Source organism: Nonomuraea sp. NPDC003804, from assembly GCF_040610675.1.
Classification (GTDB): Bacteria; Actinomycetota; Actinomycetes; order Streptosporangiales; family Streptosporangiaceae; genus Nonomuraea.
Genome location: NZ_JBEXMT010000023.1, coordinates 40,350 through 55,647 on the forward strand (window position 1 = coordinate 40,350; position 15,298 = coordinate 55,647).

Annotated in this window: 15 protein-coding genes; 7 read left to right on the top strand and 8 right to left on the bottom strand. The window is 66.4% G+C overall.

The window, feature by feature from the left end; genetic code table 11:
- Position 1: 1 nt before the first annotated feature.
- The 4 genes from accC (at position 2) to ABZX22_RS28850 (ending at position 5,809) form a co-directional block, all read left to right on the top strand.
- Positions 2-1,351, top strand: a complete 1,350-nt coding sequence (gene accC / locus ABZX22_RS28835; RefSeq protein ID WP_354914596.1) for an acetyl-CoA carboxylase biotin carboxylase subunit — start codon at positions 2-4, stop codon at positions 1,349-1,351.
- 5 nt (positions 1,352-1,356) lie between these two features.
- Complete coding sequence (locus ABZX22_RS28840) at positions 1,357-2,109, top strand: alpha/beta fold hydrolase (protein WP_354914598.1); 753 nt, start codon at positions 1,357-1,359, stop codon at positions 2,107-2,109.
- 27 nt (positions 2,110-2,136) lie between these two features.
- Positions 2,137-3,474, top strand: coding sequence for a cation:proton antiporter (locus ABZX22_RS28845; protein WP_354914600.1), 1,338 nt, complete (start codon positions 2,137-2,139; stop codon positions 3,472-3,474).
- 565 nt (positions 3,475-4,039) lie between these two features.
- Positions 4,040-5,809 (top strand): BTAD domain-containing putative transcriptional regulator, encoded by a 1,770-nt coding sequence (locus ABZX22_RS28850; RefSeq protein ID WP_354914602.1) that lies wholly within the window; start codon positions 4,040-4,042, stop codon positions 5,807-5,809.
- Here ABZX22_RS28850 and ABZX22_RS28855 read toward each other — a convergent pair.
- The gene (locus ABZX22_RS28855; protein ID WP_354914604.1) at positions 5,802-6,845 is read right to left on the bottom strand and encodes a sugar phosphate nucleotidyltransferase; all 1,044 of its coding nucleotides are present in this window, start codon (positions 6,843-6,845) and stop codon (positions 5,802-5,804) included. The two genes, ABZX22_RS28850 and ABZX22_RS28855, sit on opposite strands and share 8 nt — an antisense overlap.
- Before the next feature lie 65 nt (positions 6,846-6,910).
- Positions 6,911-7,924: a methyltransferase gene (locus tag ABZX22_RS28860; protein ID WP_354914605.1), complete on the bottom strand. Its 1,014-nt coding sequence runs from the start codon at positions 7,922-7,924 to the stop codon at positions 6,911-6,913.
- Positions 7,925-8,220: 296 nt separating this feature from the next.
- On the opposite strand from ABZX22_RS28860, the gene ABZX22_RS28865 reads away from it, so the two are divergent.
- Positions 8,221-9,135, top strand: a complete 915-nt coding sequence (locus ABZX22_RS28865) for a helix-turn-helix transcriptional regulator (RefSeq protein WP_354914606.1) — start codon at positions 8,221-8,223, stop codon at positions 9,133-9,135.
- A gap of 85 nt (positions 9,136-9,220) precedes the next feature.
- The gene (locus ABZX22_RS28870) at positions 9,221-10,285 is read left to right on the top strand and encodes a histidinol-phosphate transaminase (RefSeq protein ID WP_354914608.1); all 1,065 of its coding nucleotides are present in this window, start codon (positions 9,221-9,223) and stop codon (positions 10,283-10,285) included.
- Positions 10,286-10,335: 50 nt separating this feature from the next.
- Here ABZX22_RS28870 and ABZX22_RS28875 read toward each other — a convergent pair whose 3' ends face one another.
- Complete coding sequence (locus ABZX22_RS28875; protein WP_354914610.1) at positions 10,336-10,941, bottom strand: MFS transporter; 606 nt, start codon at positions 10,939-10,941, stop codon at positions 10,336-10,338.
- On the opposite strand from ABZX22_RS28875, the gene ABZX22_RS28880 reads away from it, so the two are divergent.
- Entirely contained in the window at positions 10,877-11,227 is a 351-nt protein-coding gene (locus tag ABZX22_RS28880) for a hypothetical protein (RefSeq protein ID WP_354914825.1), read from the top strand. The genes ABZX22_RS28875 and ABZX22_RS28880 overlap by 65 nt on opposite strands.
- A 356-nt stretch (positions 11,228-11,583) precedes the next feature.
- Here ABZX22_RS28880 and ABZX22_RS28885 read toward each other — a convergent pair whose 3' ends face one another.
- From ABZX22_RS28885 to ABZX22_RS28905, 5 genes are all read right to left on the bottom strand, one after another.
- A complete protein-coding gene (locus ABZX22_RS28885) occupies positions 11,584-11,931 on the bottom strand; it encodes a glycosyltransferase (protein ID WP_354914817.1) in 348 nt (115 codons plus the stop codon).
- Positions 11,932-12,752: 821 nt separating this feature from the next.
- The gene (locus ABZX22_RS28890) at positions 12,753-13,247 is read right to left on the bottom strand and encodes an MBL fold metallo-hydrolase (RefSeq protein ID WP_354914612.1); all 495 of its coding nucleotides are present in this window, start codon (positions 13,245-13,247) and stop codon (positions 12,753-12,755) included.
- Positions 13,220-13,555 (bottom strand): hypothetical protein, encoded by a 336-nt coding sequence (locus ABZX22_RS28895; protein WP_354914614.1) that lies wholly within the window; start codon positions 13,553-13,555, stop codon positions 13,220-13,222. The genes ABZX22_RS28890 and ABZX22_RS28895 overlap by 28 nt, the downstream gene beginning before the upstream one ends.
- 27 nt (positions 13,556-13,582) lie before the next feature.
- Positions 13,583-14,419, bottom strand: a complete 837-nt coding sequence (locus tag ABZX22_RS28900; protein WP_354914616.1) for an alpha/beta hydrolase — start codon at positions 14,417-14,419, stop codon at positions 13,583-13,585.
- A gap of 19 nt (positions 14,420-14,438) precedes the next feature.
- A complete protein-coding gene (locus tag ABZX22_RS28905) occupies positions 14,439-15,263 on the bottom strand; it encodes an alpha/beta hydrolase (RefSeq protein WP_354914618.1) in 825 nt (274 codons plus the stop codon).
- Between the last annotated feature and the right edge of the window lie 35 nt (positions 15,264-15,298).

Genomic DNA, 15,298 nt, shown 5'->3' on the forward strand with positions numbered 1-15,298 from the left:
CGTGTTCGCCAAGATTCTCGTCGCCAACCGAGGTGAGATCGCGGTACGGATCATCCGGGCCTGTCGCGAGCTCGACATTCCCTCCGTCGCCGTCTACTCCACCGCCGATGCGGAGTCGTCGCACGTCGCCATGGCCGACGAGGCCGTCTGCATCGGCTCTCCAGCGGCCCGAAGAAGCTACCTGAACATCCCCAACGTCATCGCGGCCGCGCTGAAGGCCGGCGCCGACGCGATCCATCCAGGTTACGGGTTCCTTTCCGAGGATCCGTACTTCGCCGAGATCTGCGCCGGCAACGGCATCGCCTTCATCGGCCCCGCGCCGCAGGTGATGGAGGCGGTGGGGGACAAGGCCACCGCGCGCAGGCTGATGGCCGAGGCAGGCCTGCCACTCCTGCCCGGCACGACGGAGCCGGTCACCTCCCTGGATGCCGCGATGGCCATCGCGGAACGGATCGGCTATCCCGCCGTCGTCAAGGCCGTGGCGGGCGGCGGCGGACGGGGGATCGCGGTCGCCTACTCCCCGGCCGAGCTGCGGCGCGCCTATCAGGCGACCAGGTCGAGCGCCCAGGCCGTGTTCGGGGACAGCCGGGTCTACCTGGAGCGATACCTGCCCACCGTCCGCCACATCGAGTTCCAGATCCTGGCCGACGCCCACGGGAACGTGGTGCATCTCGGCGAGCGCGACTGCTCGGTCCAGCGCCGCCACCAGAAACTCCTCGAAGAGGCGCCTTCTCCCGCGCTGGATGCGGATCTGCGTGCCGAGATGGGGGAAGTGGCGTTACGCGGCGCGAAGGCGCTGGGCTACCAGGGTGCGGGCACCATGGAATTCCTCCTCGACGAGGACGGCAGCTACTGGTTCATGGAAATGAACGCCCGCATCCAGGTGGAACACCCGATCACCGAAATGGTCACGGGTGTGGACCTGGTGCAGGAACAGATCCGGGTCGCGGCGGGAGAGCGACTGGGCCTGGAGCAGTCGGACGTCCTGCTGCGCGGGCACGCGCTGGAGGCACGGATCAACGCGGAGGACCCCGACCGGGAGTTCACCCCGACTCCTGGCAGGCTGGCCGAGTTCCGGGCGCCCGGCGGTCCTGGCGTCCGCGTCGATTCGCACTGCGAGGCCGGTGGCCAGATCCCCCCGTACTACGACTCCCTCATCGCGAAGGTCATCGCCTGGGCGCCGGACCGTGCGGCGGCCCTGGCTCGCATGCGACGGGCACTGGGCGAGTTGCGGGTCGAAGGGCCAGGGGTGCGTACCACGATCCCGTTCCACCAGAGGGTCCTGACCGACGCCGCCTTCCAGCGCGGCGACGTGTGGACGAACTTCCTGACCGTACGCCTGGGGATGTGAGGCCCGTGAAGACCTTGCCGGAAAGCTCCGCCCGCTGGTTCCTTGGGTCGCCCCCGCCTCCCGAGGCACACGTCATCCTCTTCTGCCTCCCCAACGCAGGGGGAGGGGGGACCAGCTACGCGAAGTGGCGGCGCCACCTGCCCGGTTCGATCTGGGCACAGCCGGTGCAGTTGCCGGGGCGGGAGAACAGGTTCACCGAACCGCCCGCATTCGAGCCGCGCGATCTGGCGGACGCGTTGACCGACTACATCGATCGCCCCTACGCACTGTACGGGCACAGCATGGGAGCAGCCCTGGCCTATGACCTTGCCCTGGAGATGTGCCGGCGTGGCCGGCCACCGGCATCCCTGTTCGTCGGCGCTTGCAGCCCGCCGCATCTGCCGAGCGCGTGGGTGCGTCGGTGGGCGACCCTGGCCGACGACGCGCTGATCGACGAGATCGCCCAGCTTGGCGCAACTCCGTTGGCGGTACTCGAACATCCGTCTCTGCGCGGGCGACTCGCTCGCGTGCTCAGGTCGGACCTCGAGTGGCTGGCCGCCTACCGCGCCTCAGCCACGTCCGAGCTGACCATGCCCATCGTCGGATTCGCGGGGAAAGCCGATCCCATCGTCGAGCCGGAGGGCATGAAGCACTGGGACGAGCTGGCGGCCGGCGACTTCCGGTTGCACGTGCTACCCGGCGGACACCTCTTCCACATCGAGGATCCGTCCACACTGCTCTCCCTGCTCGCCTCAGATCTGCGCGGCGCCCCCCGCTGAGCCCGCATCCCTGCCAGAGGAGTCTCTGTGGTCCTCGCCGTCAGCCCTGTCAGCCCCGTCGCCCCGCTGGGCGCGCACGAACTACTCATCTTCCTGTTACAGGTGGGAACGCTGCTCCTGATGGCGCTCCTGCTGGGCAGACTGGCGATCCGCTGCGGAATGCCCAGCATCGTCGGTGAGCTCTGCGCCGGGGTGGTGCTGGGGCCGACTGTGCTCGGCCATGCCGCACCGCATCTAGCGAACTGGTTGTTGCCCGGCGACCCTGGGCAGCTGCATCTTCTCGACTCCTTCGCCCAGGTGGGTGTGCTGCTCCTGGTCGGGCTCACCGGCGCGCATATGGATCTGACGTTGGTGCGGCGCCGTGGGCTCGACGCGATCAGGATCAGCATCGCGGGAATCGTGGTGCCGCTCGGCCTCGGCGTGGCCGCCGGATTCCTGTTCCCCAGCGCGCTCGTCCCGCAGACGGCCGACCGGAGCACGTTCGCGCTCTTCCTGGGCGTGGCCATGGGAGTGAGCGCCATCCCGGTGATCGCCAAGACGCTGGCCGAGCTGCGGCTCCTGCATCGCAATATCGGGCAGCTCACGCTCTGCGCCGTCGTGGTCGACGACATCGTCGGCTGGCTGCTGCTGTCGGTCGTCGCGGCCATGGCCACGACTGGTCTCCGCGGTGGAGCGGTCGTCCTGTCGCTCATCTGGGTGGCCGTGGTGTTCGCCCTCGCCTTCCTGGCACGTCCCCTCGTACGCGGAGCGCTTCGGGTGGCCGGACGAGCCTGCGACACAGGTGTCACGCTCGCCCTGGTCGTCGTGCTTGTGTTGCTCTCGGCGGCAACGACCCATGCCATGGGGCTCGAGGCGGTCTTCGGCGCGTTCGTGTGCGGAATCATGCTGGGTGGATCGGGCGGACTGAGCTCTGTCGAGACGGGGCCTTTGCGGACGATGGTCATGTCGGTGCTCGCTCCGCTGTTCTTCGCGACCGCGGGGCTGCGGATCGACCTCACCGCCCTGAGCCGACCTCCCGTCCTGCTGGCCGGTCTGGTGGTGCTGGGCCTGGCCGTCGCCGGGAAATTCGCCGGTGCCTACATCGGGGCGAGGATCAGTCGGCTGGGTCACTGGGAGGCGCTGGCCCTGGGGGCGGGGATGAACGCGCGCGGGGTCATCGAGGTCATCGTGGCGATGGTCGGGCTCAGGCTCGGGGTGCTCAACACGGAGATGTACTCGATCGTGGTCCTGGTGGCCATCATAACCTCGGTGATGGCTCCACCCCTGCTCCGCCTCACCATGGCGCGGGTCGAACACACGGCGGAAGAACGGCTGCGCGAGGAAATGTACGAAGGGGAGTCGGCCCGCGGGACGGGCGTGTCCTGAGTTCCGGCTTTACCGCTGTCTATTTCGTGATTACGGTGAGCGACGTGCCGAACGCGTTGCCGTCGCATTCTTGTTAGACAGACTTGTATTTCTGTGTATACCCCACTAGTAAACACCAGTAAGCCGGGTTAATTTGAACTGTCCTCAGACTCCCGCCCCACCGGTACGGAGGGCGGATCCTGTCGTTGGCGGCCCAACACGGAGGGGCTGTCCTTGTTGCAAGATCTTTTTCGCCGGAAAACTCCGCAGGTACGGGGGATACCGACAGATCGGGCAAACGCTTGCTAATGGTCGGTTCCATAATTATAGTGGCACTGCCGAGCACTGCTAGTCTGCACCGAGCACTGCTAGGTAATCAGGTTCGGCGGAGGGGTCCGCCAGGGCTCTCCGTGGTTTCCGGTCGCGCCTTGGGCCGCTTGAGCTGGTTCTTCGTCATGGCCAGCGGGAGAACTGCTAATCACAAGGGGGCGTCATGCAGTTTCGGCTACTGGGGAACCTGGAAGTGTGCAAGGGGCATGATTGGCGGGTCTCCTTACCGCCCAAGCTCCGTACGATCCTAGCGCTGATGCTGATCATGAACGAACACACCGTGCCGCTCAGCAAATTCATCGACGAACTTTGGTTGACCGAGCCGCCGGTGACCGTGATAGCCACCATGCAGACGTACATCTATCAGCTTCGTAAGCTTCTTGATATCGGCGGCGCGGTACATGCGAAAGGTGTCGCACTCCTGACGGAGTCAGCCGGATATGCGTTGAAAGTTCCGCCGGAAAACATCGATCTATTCATCTTCGAGCGCTGCTTCAAGGAGGGCAGGATATCGCTCGCCGAGGGCGACTACGAGCGGGCGGTCCGGTCTCTCAACAGCGCGTTGTCCGTATGGCGCTCCACGGCATTGGCGGATATCGGGAAGGGCCCGTTTCTGGAAGCCTATTCTGCCCAGTTGGAGGAGGCCCGGCTCCAGGCGCTGGAGCTCCGCATCGAAGCGGACCTCCATCTCGGCCGGCATCTCGACGCCATTCGCGAGCTGAAGTCGCTCATCATCACTCACCCCATGCACGAGGGATTCCATACGAAGCTCATGCTCGCCCTCCACCGTTCGGGCCGACGTCACGAAGCCCTGGACACCTACAACAAGCTGCGCAAGTCAATGGTCGACGACCTCGGCCTCGAGCCGTCCCTGATGGTTCAGCGGCTGCAGCGGGCCGTGCTCGCCGACGATCCCTCGCTCATCCGCCAGGGTGCGGATTCACCCGCCGCTCCCTCGATCGTCGTGCCACCCGCCCAGCTTCCCCCGGACACCGCTGACTTCTCCGGCCGGGCGAGCACCTTGACGAACATCGAACTCATGCTGGAAAAGGGAGGCGACAATTCGCCGCCAAGCGTGGTCTCGCTGACGGGAATGGCGGGGGTGGGGAAGACGGCACTTGTCGTACGGCTGGGGCATCGGCTGCGGCGGCACTATCCCGACGGTCAGTTCTTCACGAGGCTCACCTCATCGGACGGCACGCCCGTCGATCCCCGTTCCGTGCTGGAAGGGTTCCTCCGCGCCATCGGCTTCCGGCCAGATCAGGCCACGGCCACTCTGGAGGGGCGCAGCGAGCTGTTTCGAAGCTGGTGCGCGGAGCGGCGGGCGCTCATCGTGTTGGACGACGCCGCGTCGCCGGAGCAGGTCCGGCCACTGCTTCCGGCCGGAGCGCACTGTGCCGTCCTGATGACGAGCCGATCGCCGCTCTACGGACTGGACGGCGCACGGACCGTGGAAATCGAACCGCTCTCGACGAACGAAGCGGTCGAACTGCTCGCGCGGATCTCGGGCAACCAGTGGACGGAGCGAGAGCGTAAGGCCGCCCACACCATCGCGAAGCTGTCCGACCATTTACCCATCGCCATTCGCGCCGTAGGCTCCAAACTCGCGATGTCGTCCCACCTTTCGGTGGACAAACTTGTCAACAGGCTCGCGGATCAGCGCCGCCGCCTGGCCGAGTTCGGATCGGGCGACCTCGACCTCCGGGCCCGGCTGAGGCGGAGCTACTGCAAGCTCGACAGCACCGCTCGGCGGGCGCTCTCCCTCATGTCCGGGAGACAAGACACCGCCTTCTCCGTCGACGACGTCGCCGCCATGCTGGGAAAGGATCCGATGGAAGCCGACGCGATTCTCGATCAGATCTTCGCGGAACGCCTGCTCCAGCCCGTGGGCGACCAGGCGGTGGGAGAGATCCAGTACTGGCGGCCTCCCGACCTCGTACGCATCTTCGTGCAGGAGCTTTCCGACAGCGGCCTCCCCCCGGTCCTGCACATCCCCGCGATCGCGCAGCCCGCGAAAGTCATCTAGCGGCGCCGCGGGCGGCCGGATCCAGCAGCACGGTGCTGTGGTCGCCGATCACGAGATTCGGCGAACGGCTGTCTGCCGGGCTCAGGGCCACGATGGCGTGCTGTCCGATCACCGAGTCGCTGATGCCCCGGATTCCGTGAATGGACGCGTTGTCCAGGACGACCGATCGTTCGATAGCGGTGTCTCGGAGAACGCAATCGCGGCCGATGACAACGCCAGGGCCGACTCGACTGCCGGAGATCTCCGCTCCGCTGCCGATCAGCGCGGGCCCGATGATGTGTGAAGCGTGTACGTCGGCGCCTTCCTCGATCACGACCTTGCCGGCCACCGAGCTGGCGGTGCAGATCCTGCCGCCGATGTCCTGCCGCTGGAACGTCGGCGACGTCGCCGACGTCGCCAGCGTCGCCAGCACGGCGCGATTGCCGCGGAGAAGGTCGTCGACGGAGGTGAGACTCGTCCAGTAACCGTCGAAGACGTGCGCGCGGACGGCGGCGCCATGGTCGATCAGCCACTGGATCGAGTCGGCAAGGCGCAGTTCCCGGCGCCACGTGGGCTGGGTGCACAGGATGGCCTGATGGACCACGGCAGAGAACACGTACAGGCCCATGGGGACCTGCTCCCCGGACGCCTCGGCCATCCCGGTCATCGCCAGCGCATCCAGGCGCAGGCTGTCGAACTCGGCAATGAGCGCCCGCAGATCTCCGAAGAGCAGGTTCTCACCGGTGAACAGGACGAAGTCATCGTCGCCCAGGAACTCGCGGGCGATCGCCACGCCTGCGGCCACACCCAGCCGGCGATCCAGCGGCAGGTACTGAACGTTGAGGGAGAACCGGGCCCCGTCGCCTACCGCGTCCATGACATCGGTCGCATCGCGGCCGGTGACGATCCCCACGTCCTCGATGCCGGTCGCCCGGATGGTCCTCAGCCCGTAGAACAAGGCGGGCTCGTTGCAGATGGGCAGGAGCGCCGGAAGCGTTGTGTGACTGAGCGGGCGAAGTCCTCGTCCGGCGTCCGCGGCGATGATCAACGCTTTCATGTCATGTACCTCGATCGATGTCTGCGCCCGGCAAGCTGCGCTGCTCGCCGGGCGCGGGGATTCGGCTATTTCTTGCAGGCCGTCACAAGCCTTTCCGTGGCGGTGAGGCTCTTCACCGTGATGTCGGTGAAGCCGGCGTCGAGCAGCCAGGCGCGGCACTCGGCGGCGGTGTACTCGGCAGCCCCCGATCGCACCAGCTTCATGTTGAGGCTCATCAGGAGGCTGCGGACGGGGCCGGATCGGTCGTCGTCGATCAACTCGTCGTAAATGAGTAGCGCGCCACCGGGACGGATCGCCTCGAAGGCCCGCTTCACCAGAACGGCCCTGGACTCCTCGTCCCAGTCGTGCAGGACGTGGCCGAAGATCATGACATCGGCCTCGGGCAGCGGGTCTGTCAGGAAGTCGGCCGCATGGAACTGCGCCCGGTCACCGACGCCGAACTGAGCCACATGCTCTTCGAACAGGCCCTTCAGCGGAGGCATGTCAAGGCAGATCCCGCGCAGGTGCGGGTGAGCCTTGACGAGGTGGGCGGTCAGGTTCCCCCGAGCCCCACCGAGATCGACGAAGGACTCATGGCTGCTCCAGTCGAAACAGTCGATGAGTTCGGCAGTCACCGCTGCCGAGGCGCTGTCCATCGCGGCCATGAAGCCACGGACCCGGTCGCGATCCTGGTAGAACTTCCCGAACGAGTCGAACCCTTCCTGAAGCTCGCCGGTCCGCAGCAGCTCGGTGAGGCGTCCCCAGGCCGGATACAGCGCGTATCCCATGAACGTGAGAAACCCGCCGACGTAGGAGGGCTTCGTCTCATCCAGATATCGCTCCGCCGACGGGGAGTTGGCGTACGACTCGCCGTCGCAGACCAGCAGCCCGAGAGCCACGAGCGCGTCGAGGAAGTCTGCCGAACTCCTGGGGTGCAGGCCGCATCGCCCTTCGATCTCCGCCCGGGTGGCGGGGCCCTCCGCCAGCAGTGTGAAAAGCCGCAGTTCCACCGCGCTGAACAGGGTCCGGGCCCGCCAGAAGCCAGTCGCGATTCCCATCACGGATTCCAGATCCGCACCGGCCGGATTAGCCGACTCCATAGAGCTCTCCTCTCCTGGAACACCGGACGCGCGCCGGGCATGGTGCGCGAACCTGAATAACAAAACCCATCCTCTCGACCGGCAATCAAGAATCTCTGAAGAACTGGTCGGGAGTTTTCCTGCGGATGCCGTGCCAAATCGATCGTCTTCTCCCGGGTCTGCCCCGGTGTGCCCGTACGACCTGGGCTTTCATCGAGCTGTGCGCGGATATATGTACGCGCGGGCGTTAGCCGATCGACCTTCGTGAGTAAATTGATGTATCGCTCTGGGCCGATTGCTGCGGCATGCTGGGCGGCATGGACGGATTCGAACTCGCGGAGTTTCTCAAGGGGCGCCGGGCACACGTTTTGCCGGAAGACGTAGGGCTACCGGCGGGGACACGCCGGCGCACCCCTGGGCTGCGCCGGGAGGAGGTCGCCCGCTTGGCCGGGATCTCGGTCGACTACTACATGCGGCTGGAGCAGGCGCGCGGCTCGTCGCCGTCGCAACAGGTGCTGGGCGCGCTCGCGCGCGCACTGCGACTGGCCGAGGAGGAGCGGACCTACCTTTACCACCTGGCAGGAAAAGAGCCGCCACCACCGGAGGCCCCGCCACAGGACGTCCCCCAGGATGTCCTCCTCCTTCTGTCAAGACTGGAGGACAATCCCGCCTACGTGATGGACGCCAAATGGGACGTGCTCGCCTGGAACAATCTCGCGACCCGACTCATCACGGATTTCCCCCGGCTGCCTCCGCGGGATCGGAATTTCATCCGGTGGGCCTGCCGCACCCGGCTCCCTCTTCGCGAGGGTGGCCTATACGCCCTCCTCAGGGAGGGGGTGGCGGACCTCCGCGCAGCCAGTGCCCGGTATCCCCTTGACGTCGGCGTGAAGGAGCTCGTCTCGGAGGTCAACGCCGTTCCGGAGTTCGCCGCCATGTGGGCGAAACGCGAGATCGTAAGAGACCGCCGCATACGCAGGGTCATCTCCCACCCTATTCTCGGCGGGCTGGAACTGTACCGTGACGTGCTCTTCGTCCCTCATCGCGACCAGCGGGTCGTCCTCTATACCGCTACCTGTGGATCGCCTTCGTACGAGGCGTTGCGGCGACTCAAACCACCTCAGGCGCCCTATGGCTCTGATCAGATGAAAGTAAACGCCCGAAATGAGCCGAGCGTGTCAAGAGATGTCAATCCTCTGTCAACGTCGTTTGGCAGTGTGAGGTTTGGTTGACTGGACAGAAATCGATTCACCTCGATTCGGATTCGGGCTACACGTCTATTGGCAGTTCTGTCGAGCAGACCATGTGGAGTCGTTTATGGCGGAGAAAGGCCCTCGCTTGCGAGACGCGCTGACGGTGCTGTCAGCCGACGGGCTGAAGAGGGGCGTTCGGGACGAGAGGGCTTATCGGTCCCATCTGAACGAGAACCCGTACCCACCGCTTCCCGGCGTGCTGGCGACGTCACGAAGTGCCGTCGGGCGGCTGAACCGGTATCCAGACGATCTCTGTGTTGACCTGATGGGTGCGATCGCGGAGCATCACGGGGTCACGACTGATCGTGTCGCCGTCGGTGCCGGGGGAACCGCCATGGTCCAGCAACTCCTCCTTGCCGCCGTCGGACCCGGTAATGAGGTGGTCTACTCGTGGCCGTCATTCGAGCGTTATCCGATTTTGAGCAGGATCGCGGGCGCCACTGTCCGTCCGGTCCCGTTGTCCGGGTTCGATCAGGATCTGTCCGCGATGGCCGGCGCGGTCACGGAGAAGACCAGCTTGATCTTCGTGGGCAATCCCAATGATCCGACGGGCACGGCTCTGCAGCGTGATCGTCTGTATGCCTTCCTGGAAAGGATTCCCAAGGACGTCCTGGTCGTGCTGGACGAGGCGTATCGCGACTTCGCCGATCCCGACACCGCCAACGGCATCGAAGTCTCGCATGACTGGCCCAACCTTGCGGTCGTGCGTACGTTCTCCCATGCCTATGGCCTTGCCGGGCTCCGTGTGGGATTCACGATCGCCCATCCATCGGTGGCGCTGGCCGCTCGGAAGACGGCACTGCCGCTGGGCGTCACGACGGTGGCACAGGAGGCGGCGATCGCCTCTCTGGGCGTCCATGACGCGCTCTTCGTCCGGGTCAGATCCCTGATCGACGAGCGCGACCGGCTGCGCGACATCCTGCTTGACCAGGGCTGGACCGTCCCATCCAGCCAGGCCAGCTTTTTGTGGCTGCCGCTCGGACGCAAGTGCTCGGCGTTCGTCCAGGAATGTATCGCGCATGGCGTCATCGTCCGCGAGTTTCCTGATCACGGTGTGCGGATCACCGTACGCGAACGGGAGGCGAATGACCTCGTCGCCTTCATCGCATCGCGATTCTCCCCACGCTGAGCCTCCGCTCGGCGAACGTGACTCACTCGCGAGGAGTCACGCCGGCTGCATCAACCGACGCCGTGGAACTCCCCGGAGTTGTCCGCCCGAGCAGGGAGGAGCAGGGCGGTGACGACCACCGCCACGGACAGCACCGCGCCGAGGATGAAGGCCACTCGCATGCCGTCGAGGTTGGCGAGTGCCTCGGTGACGCCCGCGGACTTCAGAACATCGGCTCGCGCGCTCATCATGGTGATCACGGGCGCGGTGCCGAAGGCTGCCGAGACCTGCTGCAGCGTGCTCAGGATCGAGCTGCCGTGGGAGTAGAGGTGCGGGGGAACAGCTCCGAGCCCGAGAGTGAACACCGGGGTGAAGGTCGCGGCCAGACTCACCATCAGCAGCGCGTGCAGACCGAGGAGCTGCCAGTACGGCATGGTCATCGTGACCTGGGTGAAGCCGGCGAGCGCGAGCATGATCCCGATCGCGTCCGGGATGACCAGAACCCGGCCGCCGAACCGGTCGAATAGGCGGCCGACGGTCGGACCGAGCAGCCCCATCGCGAGGCCGCCCGGCATCATCAGGAGCCCGGTCTGCAGGGCGCTGAGTCCGCGGATGTTCTGCAGGTACAGCGGCAACAAGATCATCGAGCCGAGCATCGCCATGAAGGACACCGACATCAGGATCAGCGCGACAGTCAGCGGCCAGCACAGCTCCGGACCCGCCGGGCGCAAGCTCGTCCGGCTGTTCACCCCGTGGAGCGACAGTCCGTTGTACATGAGCGCCCAGCGGTTCGCCGAGTTCACCGTGGCCGACGACGCCGATTACGCCAGTGGGGTGAACCTGCTCGCGCACGAGGATGTCGCGCTCAAGGCGTACTTCGAGACCGCCGCCGATATATGGGCAACCTGGCCCCGTCCTCGGCGTTCAACCAGATCGGTGAGGTCCTGCCCACGATCGTGCTAGACGGCCGCGTGGTCGGCACCTGGACGTGGGACCCATCCGCCAAGCGGGTACGCCACCGGCTCATTCCCCGACTGGTACCAGCCGCCCGGCATGCCGAGGTGCGGGCAGCCGCCGCCCGACTCACGGCCATCTTGCGCTCCGGTCTGCACCGCGTCCGACCCTCGAGTCGCACAAGCCAACTGAGCCTGTGAAAGTCCGCGTTCCGGTGAGCCGTAACCAGTGGTGCTGCTAGCGTGGCGCTCTCTCATCCGTCACATGCGGGATCCCAACACGCATTCACCGTCGCTGGAAGAACTTCAGCGCCATGTCGCCGAGATGGAGCAGGAACGGGGCTTCACGCACAGCAGCATCGTCGATCAGTGCCTGAAGCTGGCTGAAGAGACCGGAGAGGTCTGCAAGGCGGTGCGCAAACAGGGTCGTACGGTCCATCCGTTGGCGTGGGGGCCGGTGGCGGTGATGGTGCGGGCGGGGCCGCCGGTGGCGGTCGCGATCGGTGGGGTGCCGCACGCCATGGCTTCGATGTAGACCATGCCGAACGGCTCGTTCACGGCGGGGGCGACCATGAGATCGGCGCAGTTGAGTCCGGCGGGAAGTTCGTCGTGGCCGCGCCAGCCGAGGAAGAAGACGTCGTCGTCGATGTCGAGGTCGTGAGCCAGGTCGGCGGGGTGGGGTCCTTCGTGTTCGCCGGGGTAGCCGCCCCACATCAGGAGCACGGGCCTCGAGCGCCTTCACCGCTGACACCTACACGTCGGTCTTCCCGCAGGTGGCGATGGCGGCGGCGGAGAAGACCGCGGCGCTGTTGCTCGGTGACAACGAAGGCCAAGGCGTTCTGCGGCAGCTTCGCGTGTAGCGAGAGGGAGAGGCTCGGCCGGGGGAGATGACGGCTTCGTTCCGCTGGGATCGCGGCGGAACGGGGCCGTTCCTCATGTGGCAGCGGTGGTGAGCGCGGTGATGTACGGCATGGTGATCATGGTGTGTACAGGGTTGGTACGGGCGAGCACGGTAGGAGCACGGATGGGCCAGAACAATGTTCCGCAAGGGTGCCGTGACATGCGTTACCGCAGGTGAAAGCCATGATCAAAGCGCGCCCTGCAGGATTCGAACCTGCGACCGTCGGATTAGAAGAAAGATCGTTTGCTGATTCGTCGTGTCAGTTAATGTCTGTCCGTCCCGCGCTGGGACGATTTCAGTGTCCGGCCGTGCCGTGACCTGCCCGCGCGTTCCGGGACGGACGAGCACGGACCGAGCACGGCTGACCCGCCGGTGTCGCATCACGCGTCCGTGTCACTGATGTGTTCGAGCCACATGGCCGACGCCGTGAAGTACCAGGTCAGCTCTGTCCGATGAGTTTTGATGCGGTACAGGCGACACGGCGCGTGCACGTCCTGGGCGTGAGCGCCAACCCCGCCGGCATCGGCTGCGAACTCGCCGGACTCGTCAAACCCCGACGGCGGATGGTGCGTCGTCAGGGTTTCCCTTGACGATGGCGGTGAGATACGCCACGCCGGCCGCCGCGATCACCGCGTCATGGTGTGACGGGTTCGGACGAGCCCAGGTCGGTGGGCACGCCGGGCCGTAGCCAGCGGATGACGGATCGGGAGCCGGGGTCGGCGGCCAGTACCTTTTGTGCGTGCCGTACCGGCTCGGCGAAGTGGGACCAGCCGTCGTAGTGCACTGGGACGGCCACCCGTGGCCGGGCCAGGGCGAGCAGGTCGACGGCTTCGCGACTGTTCATGGAGTAGCGCAAGGGGCCGGTCATGGGGAAGTGGACACTTCCAAGGTGAAGGATTAGCACGTCGACGTCCAGGTCTCGGGCCACGCGGCGCAGGGCTCGGGTCATGACGGTGTCTCCGGTGACCCAGACCGCGCTGCCCGGCCGGTCATCGACCGAGATGGCGAAGCCGATCACGGCTCCGGCGATGGGGCGGCTCAGGGGCGGGCCGTGCCGGCAGGGGGTGGTGGTGATGGTCAGCGGCGCTCTGCCCAGCGCGGTCAGCCGTGTTGTCTGGCCCGCCGCCAAGCCGCGGGTGTTGGGCAGGGCCAGGCGGCGCGCGCCTGGCCGAGTCGTGACCACGGTCGCCGCGCTGGGTAGCAGGGCGCGGCCGAGGCCGTCGAGGTTATCGGCGTGGTGGTCGTGCTGAGCAGCACGACGTCGACGTCGGCGAGGTCGGTGGCATCGAAGGCGGGACCGCGTTGCTTGACCGAAGAGGTGCCCCAGCCGAACCCGTACCGTCGTCCCGGCGAGTCGAAGGTGGGGTCGGTGAGGATGCGCCAGCCGTCCAGCTCGATCAGGGCGGTGGGCCCGCCCACGTGCGTGACGGTCGTCATGGGCGGGCCCGCTTCGTGTCCATTGGGTCAGACGCCTTCACCGGCGCGGGCGCAGGGGGCGGCGTGCTCCAGCGCCCAGGTCAGGGCGTAGTCGGCGACAGCCTCCCAGCCGGGCGCGCCGCAGGTCCAGTGGTCACGCCCGGCGAACTCGTGGTACTCGGTGACCGCGGGTGATTTGTGGTAGTGCTTGGCGTTGGACTTGTTGACCGAGGGCGGCATGATGTGGTCCTTCTCGCCGCCGATGAACAGCAGGGGCGCTCGGTCGGCGGCATAGTCCACCCAGGTGTCCTGGTGGCCAGGCTTGAAGTTGGCGAACAGCCCGTACTCCCACACCCAGTAGCCGGGCGCTGCGATGGCGTACCGCTCCCACGCCTTGCGCGACTCCTCTTCGGTCAGGGTGTTGGTGAAGGCGTAGTGGAACTCCTCGGGCGTGAACCCGACGGCCTTGTGCCGGTTGGCCGGGTTCTTCAGTGCCGGGAACAATGATCTGGCCTGGGAGATCGGGTTGACCCTGACGCCTTCGGTGGGTGCGGAATCGATGACGACTCCGGCGGTGCCGAGGCCGCGGGCCAGCAGTAGCTGGGTGAGCGTGCCGCCGAAGGAGTGGCCGATGATGATCGGCGGGGTGGGCACGGAATCGATGACGGCGGCCAGGTGGTCGACGGTCTCCGAGACGGTCAGGTTGGCGATGATCTCGGGCTTTTCGCGCAGGGCCTCAACTTCGATCTCGAAGCCGGGGTAGGCGGGGGCGAGCACGGTCATACCCTTGGCCTCGTAGTACTTGATCCACTCCTCCCAGCTGCGCGGGGTGACCCACAGGCCGTGTACGAGGACCACGGTGTCGGGGCGGAGGTTGTCGTTCACGTTAAGCTCCTTCGCAGGGTCAGGCGTTGATGAAGGCGAGCAGGTCGGCGTGCAGGCGGTCGCGGTCGGTGTCTGGCAGGGCGTGTCCGCTTCCTTCGTAGACCTTCAGGACGGCGCCGTCGATCAGCTTGGCTGAGCGCTCGCCGCCGACCTCGAATGGGACGATCTGGTCATCGTCGCCGTGGATGACTAGGACCGGGATGTCGATCTTGGCCAGGTCGGGCCGGAAGTCGGTGGCGGAGAAGGCGGCGATGCACTCGTAGGCGGCGCGGTGCCCGCAGGCCATGCTCTGCAGCCAGAAGGCGTCGCGGAATCCCTGCGGGACGTCCTGCTTGCGGTTGTGGCCGAAGAACGGGCCGTCGGCCAGGTCGCGGTAGAGCTGGGCGCGGTTGGCGGCCTCGCCTGCGCGGATGGCGTCGAAGGTCTCGACAGGCAGCCCTTCGGGGTTGTCGTCGGTGCGGGCCATCAGCGGTGGCACGGCTCCGACCAGGATCGCTTTGGCGACGCGGGCGCTGCCGTGCCGTCCGAGGTAGCGTACGACCTCGCCGCCGCCGGTGGAGTGCCCGACCAGGGTGAGGTCACGCAGGTCGAGGTGGTTGATGAGGCAGGCCAGGTCGTCGGCGTAGGTGTCCATCTCGTTGCCGTGCCAGGTCTGAGAGGAGCGGCCGTGGCCGCGCCGGTCGTGGGCGATGGCGCGGTGGCCGTGTTCGGCCAGGAAGAGGGCGGCGGCTTCCCAGGCGTCTGAGTTGAGCGGCCAGCCGTGGCTGAGCAGGACCGGGGAACCGTCAGTGCCCCAGTCCTTGTAGAAGATCTGGGCTCCGTCGTCGGTGGTGACGTAAGGCATGGTGGCCTCCCTTGGCTCGATGGGATGGATCGAGC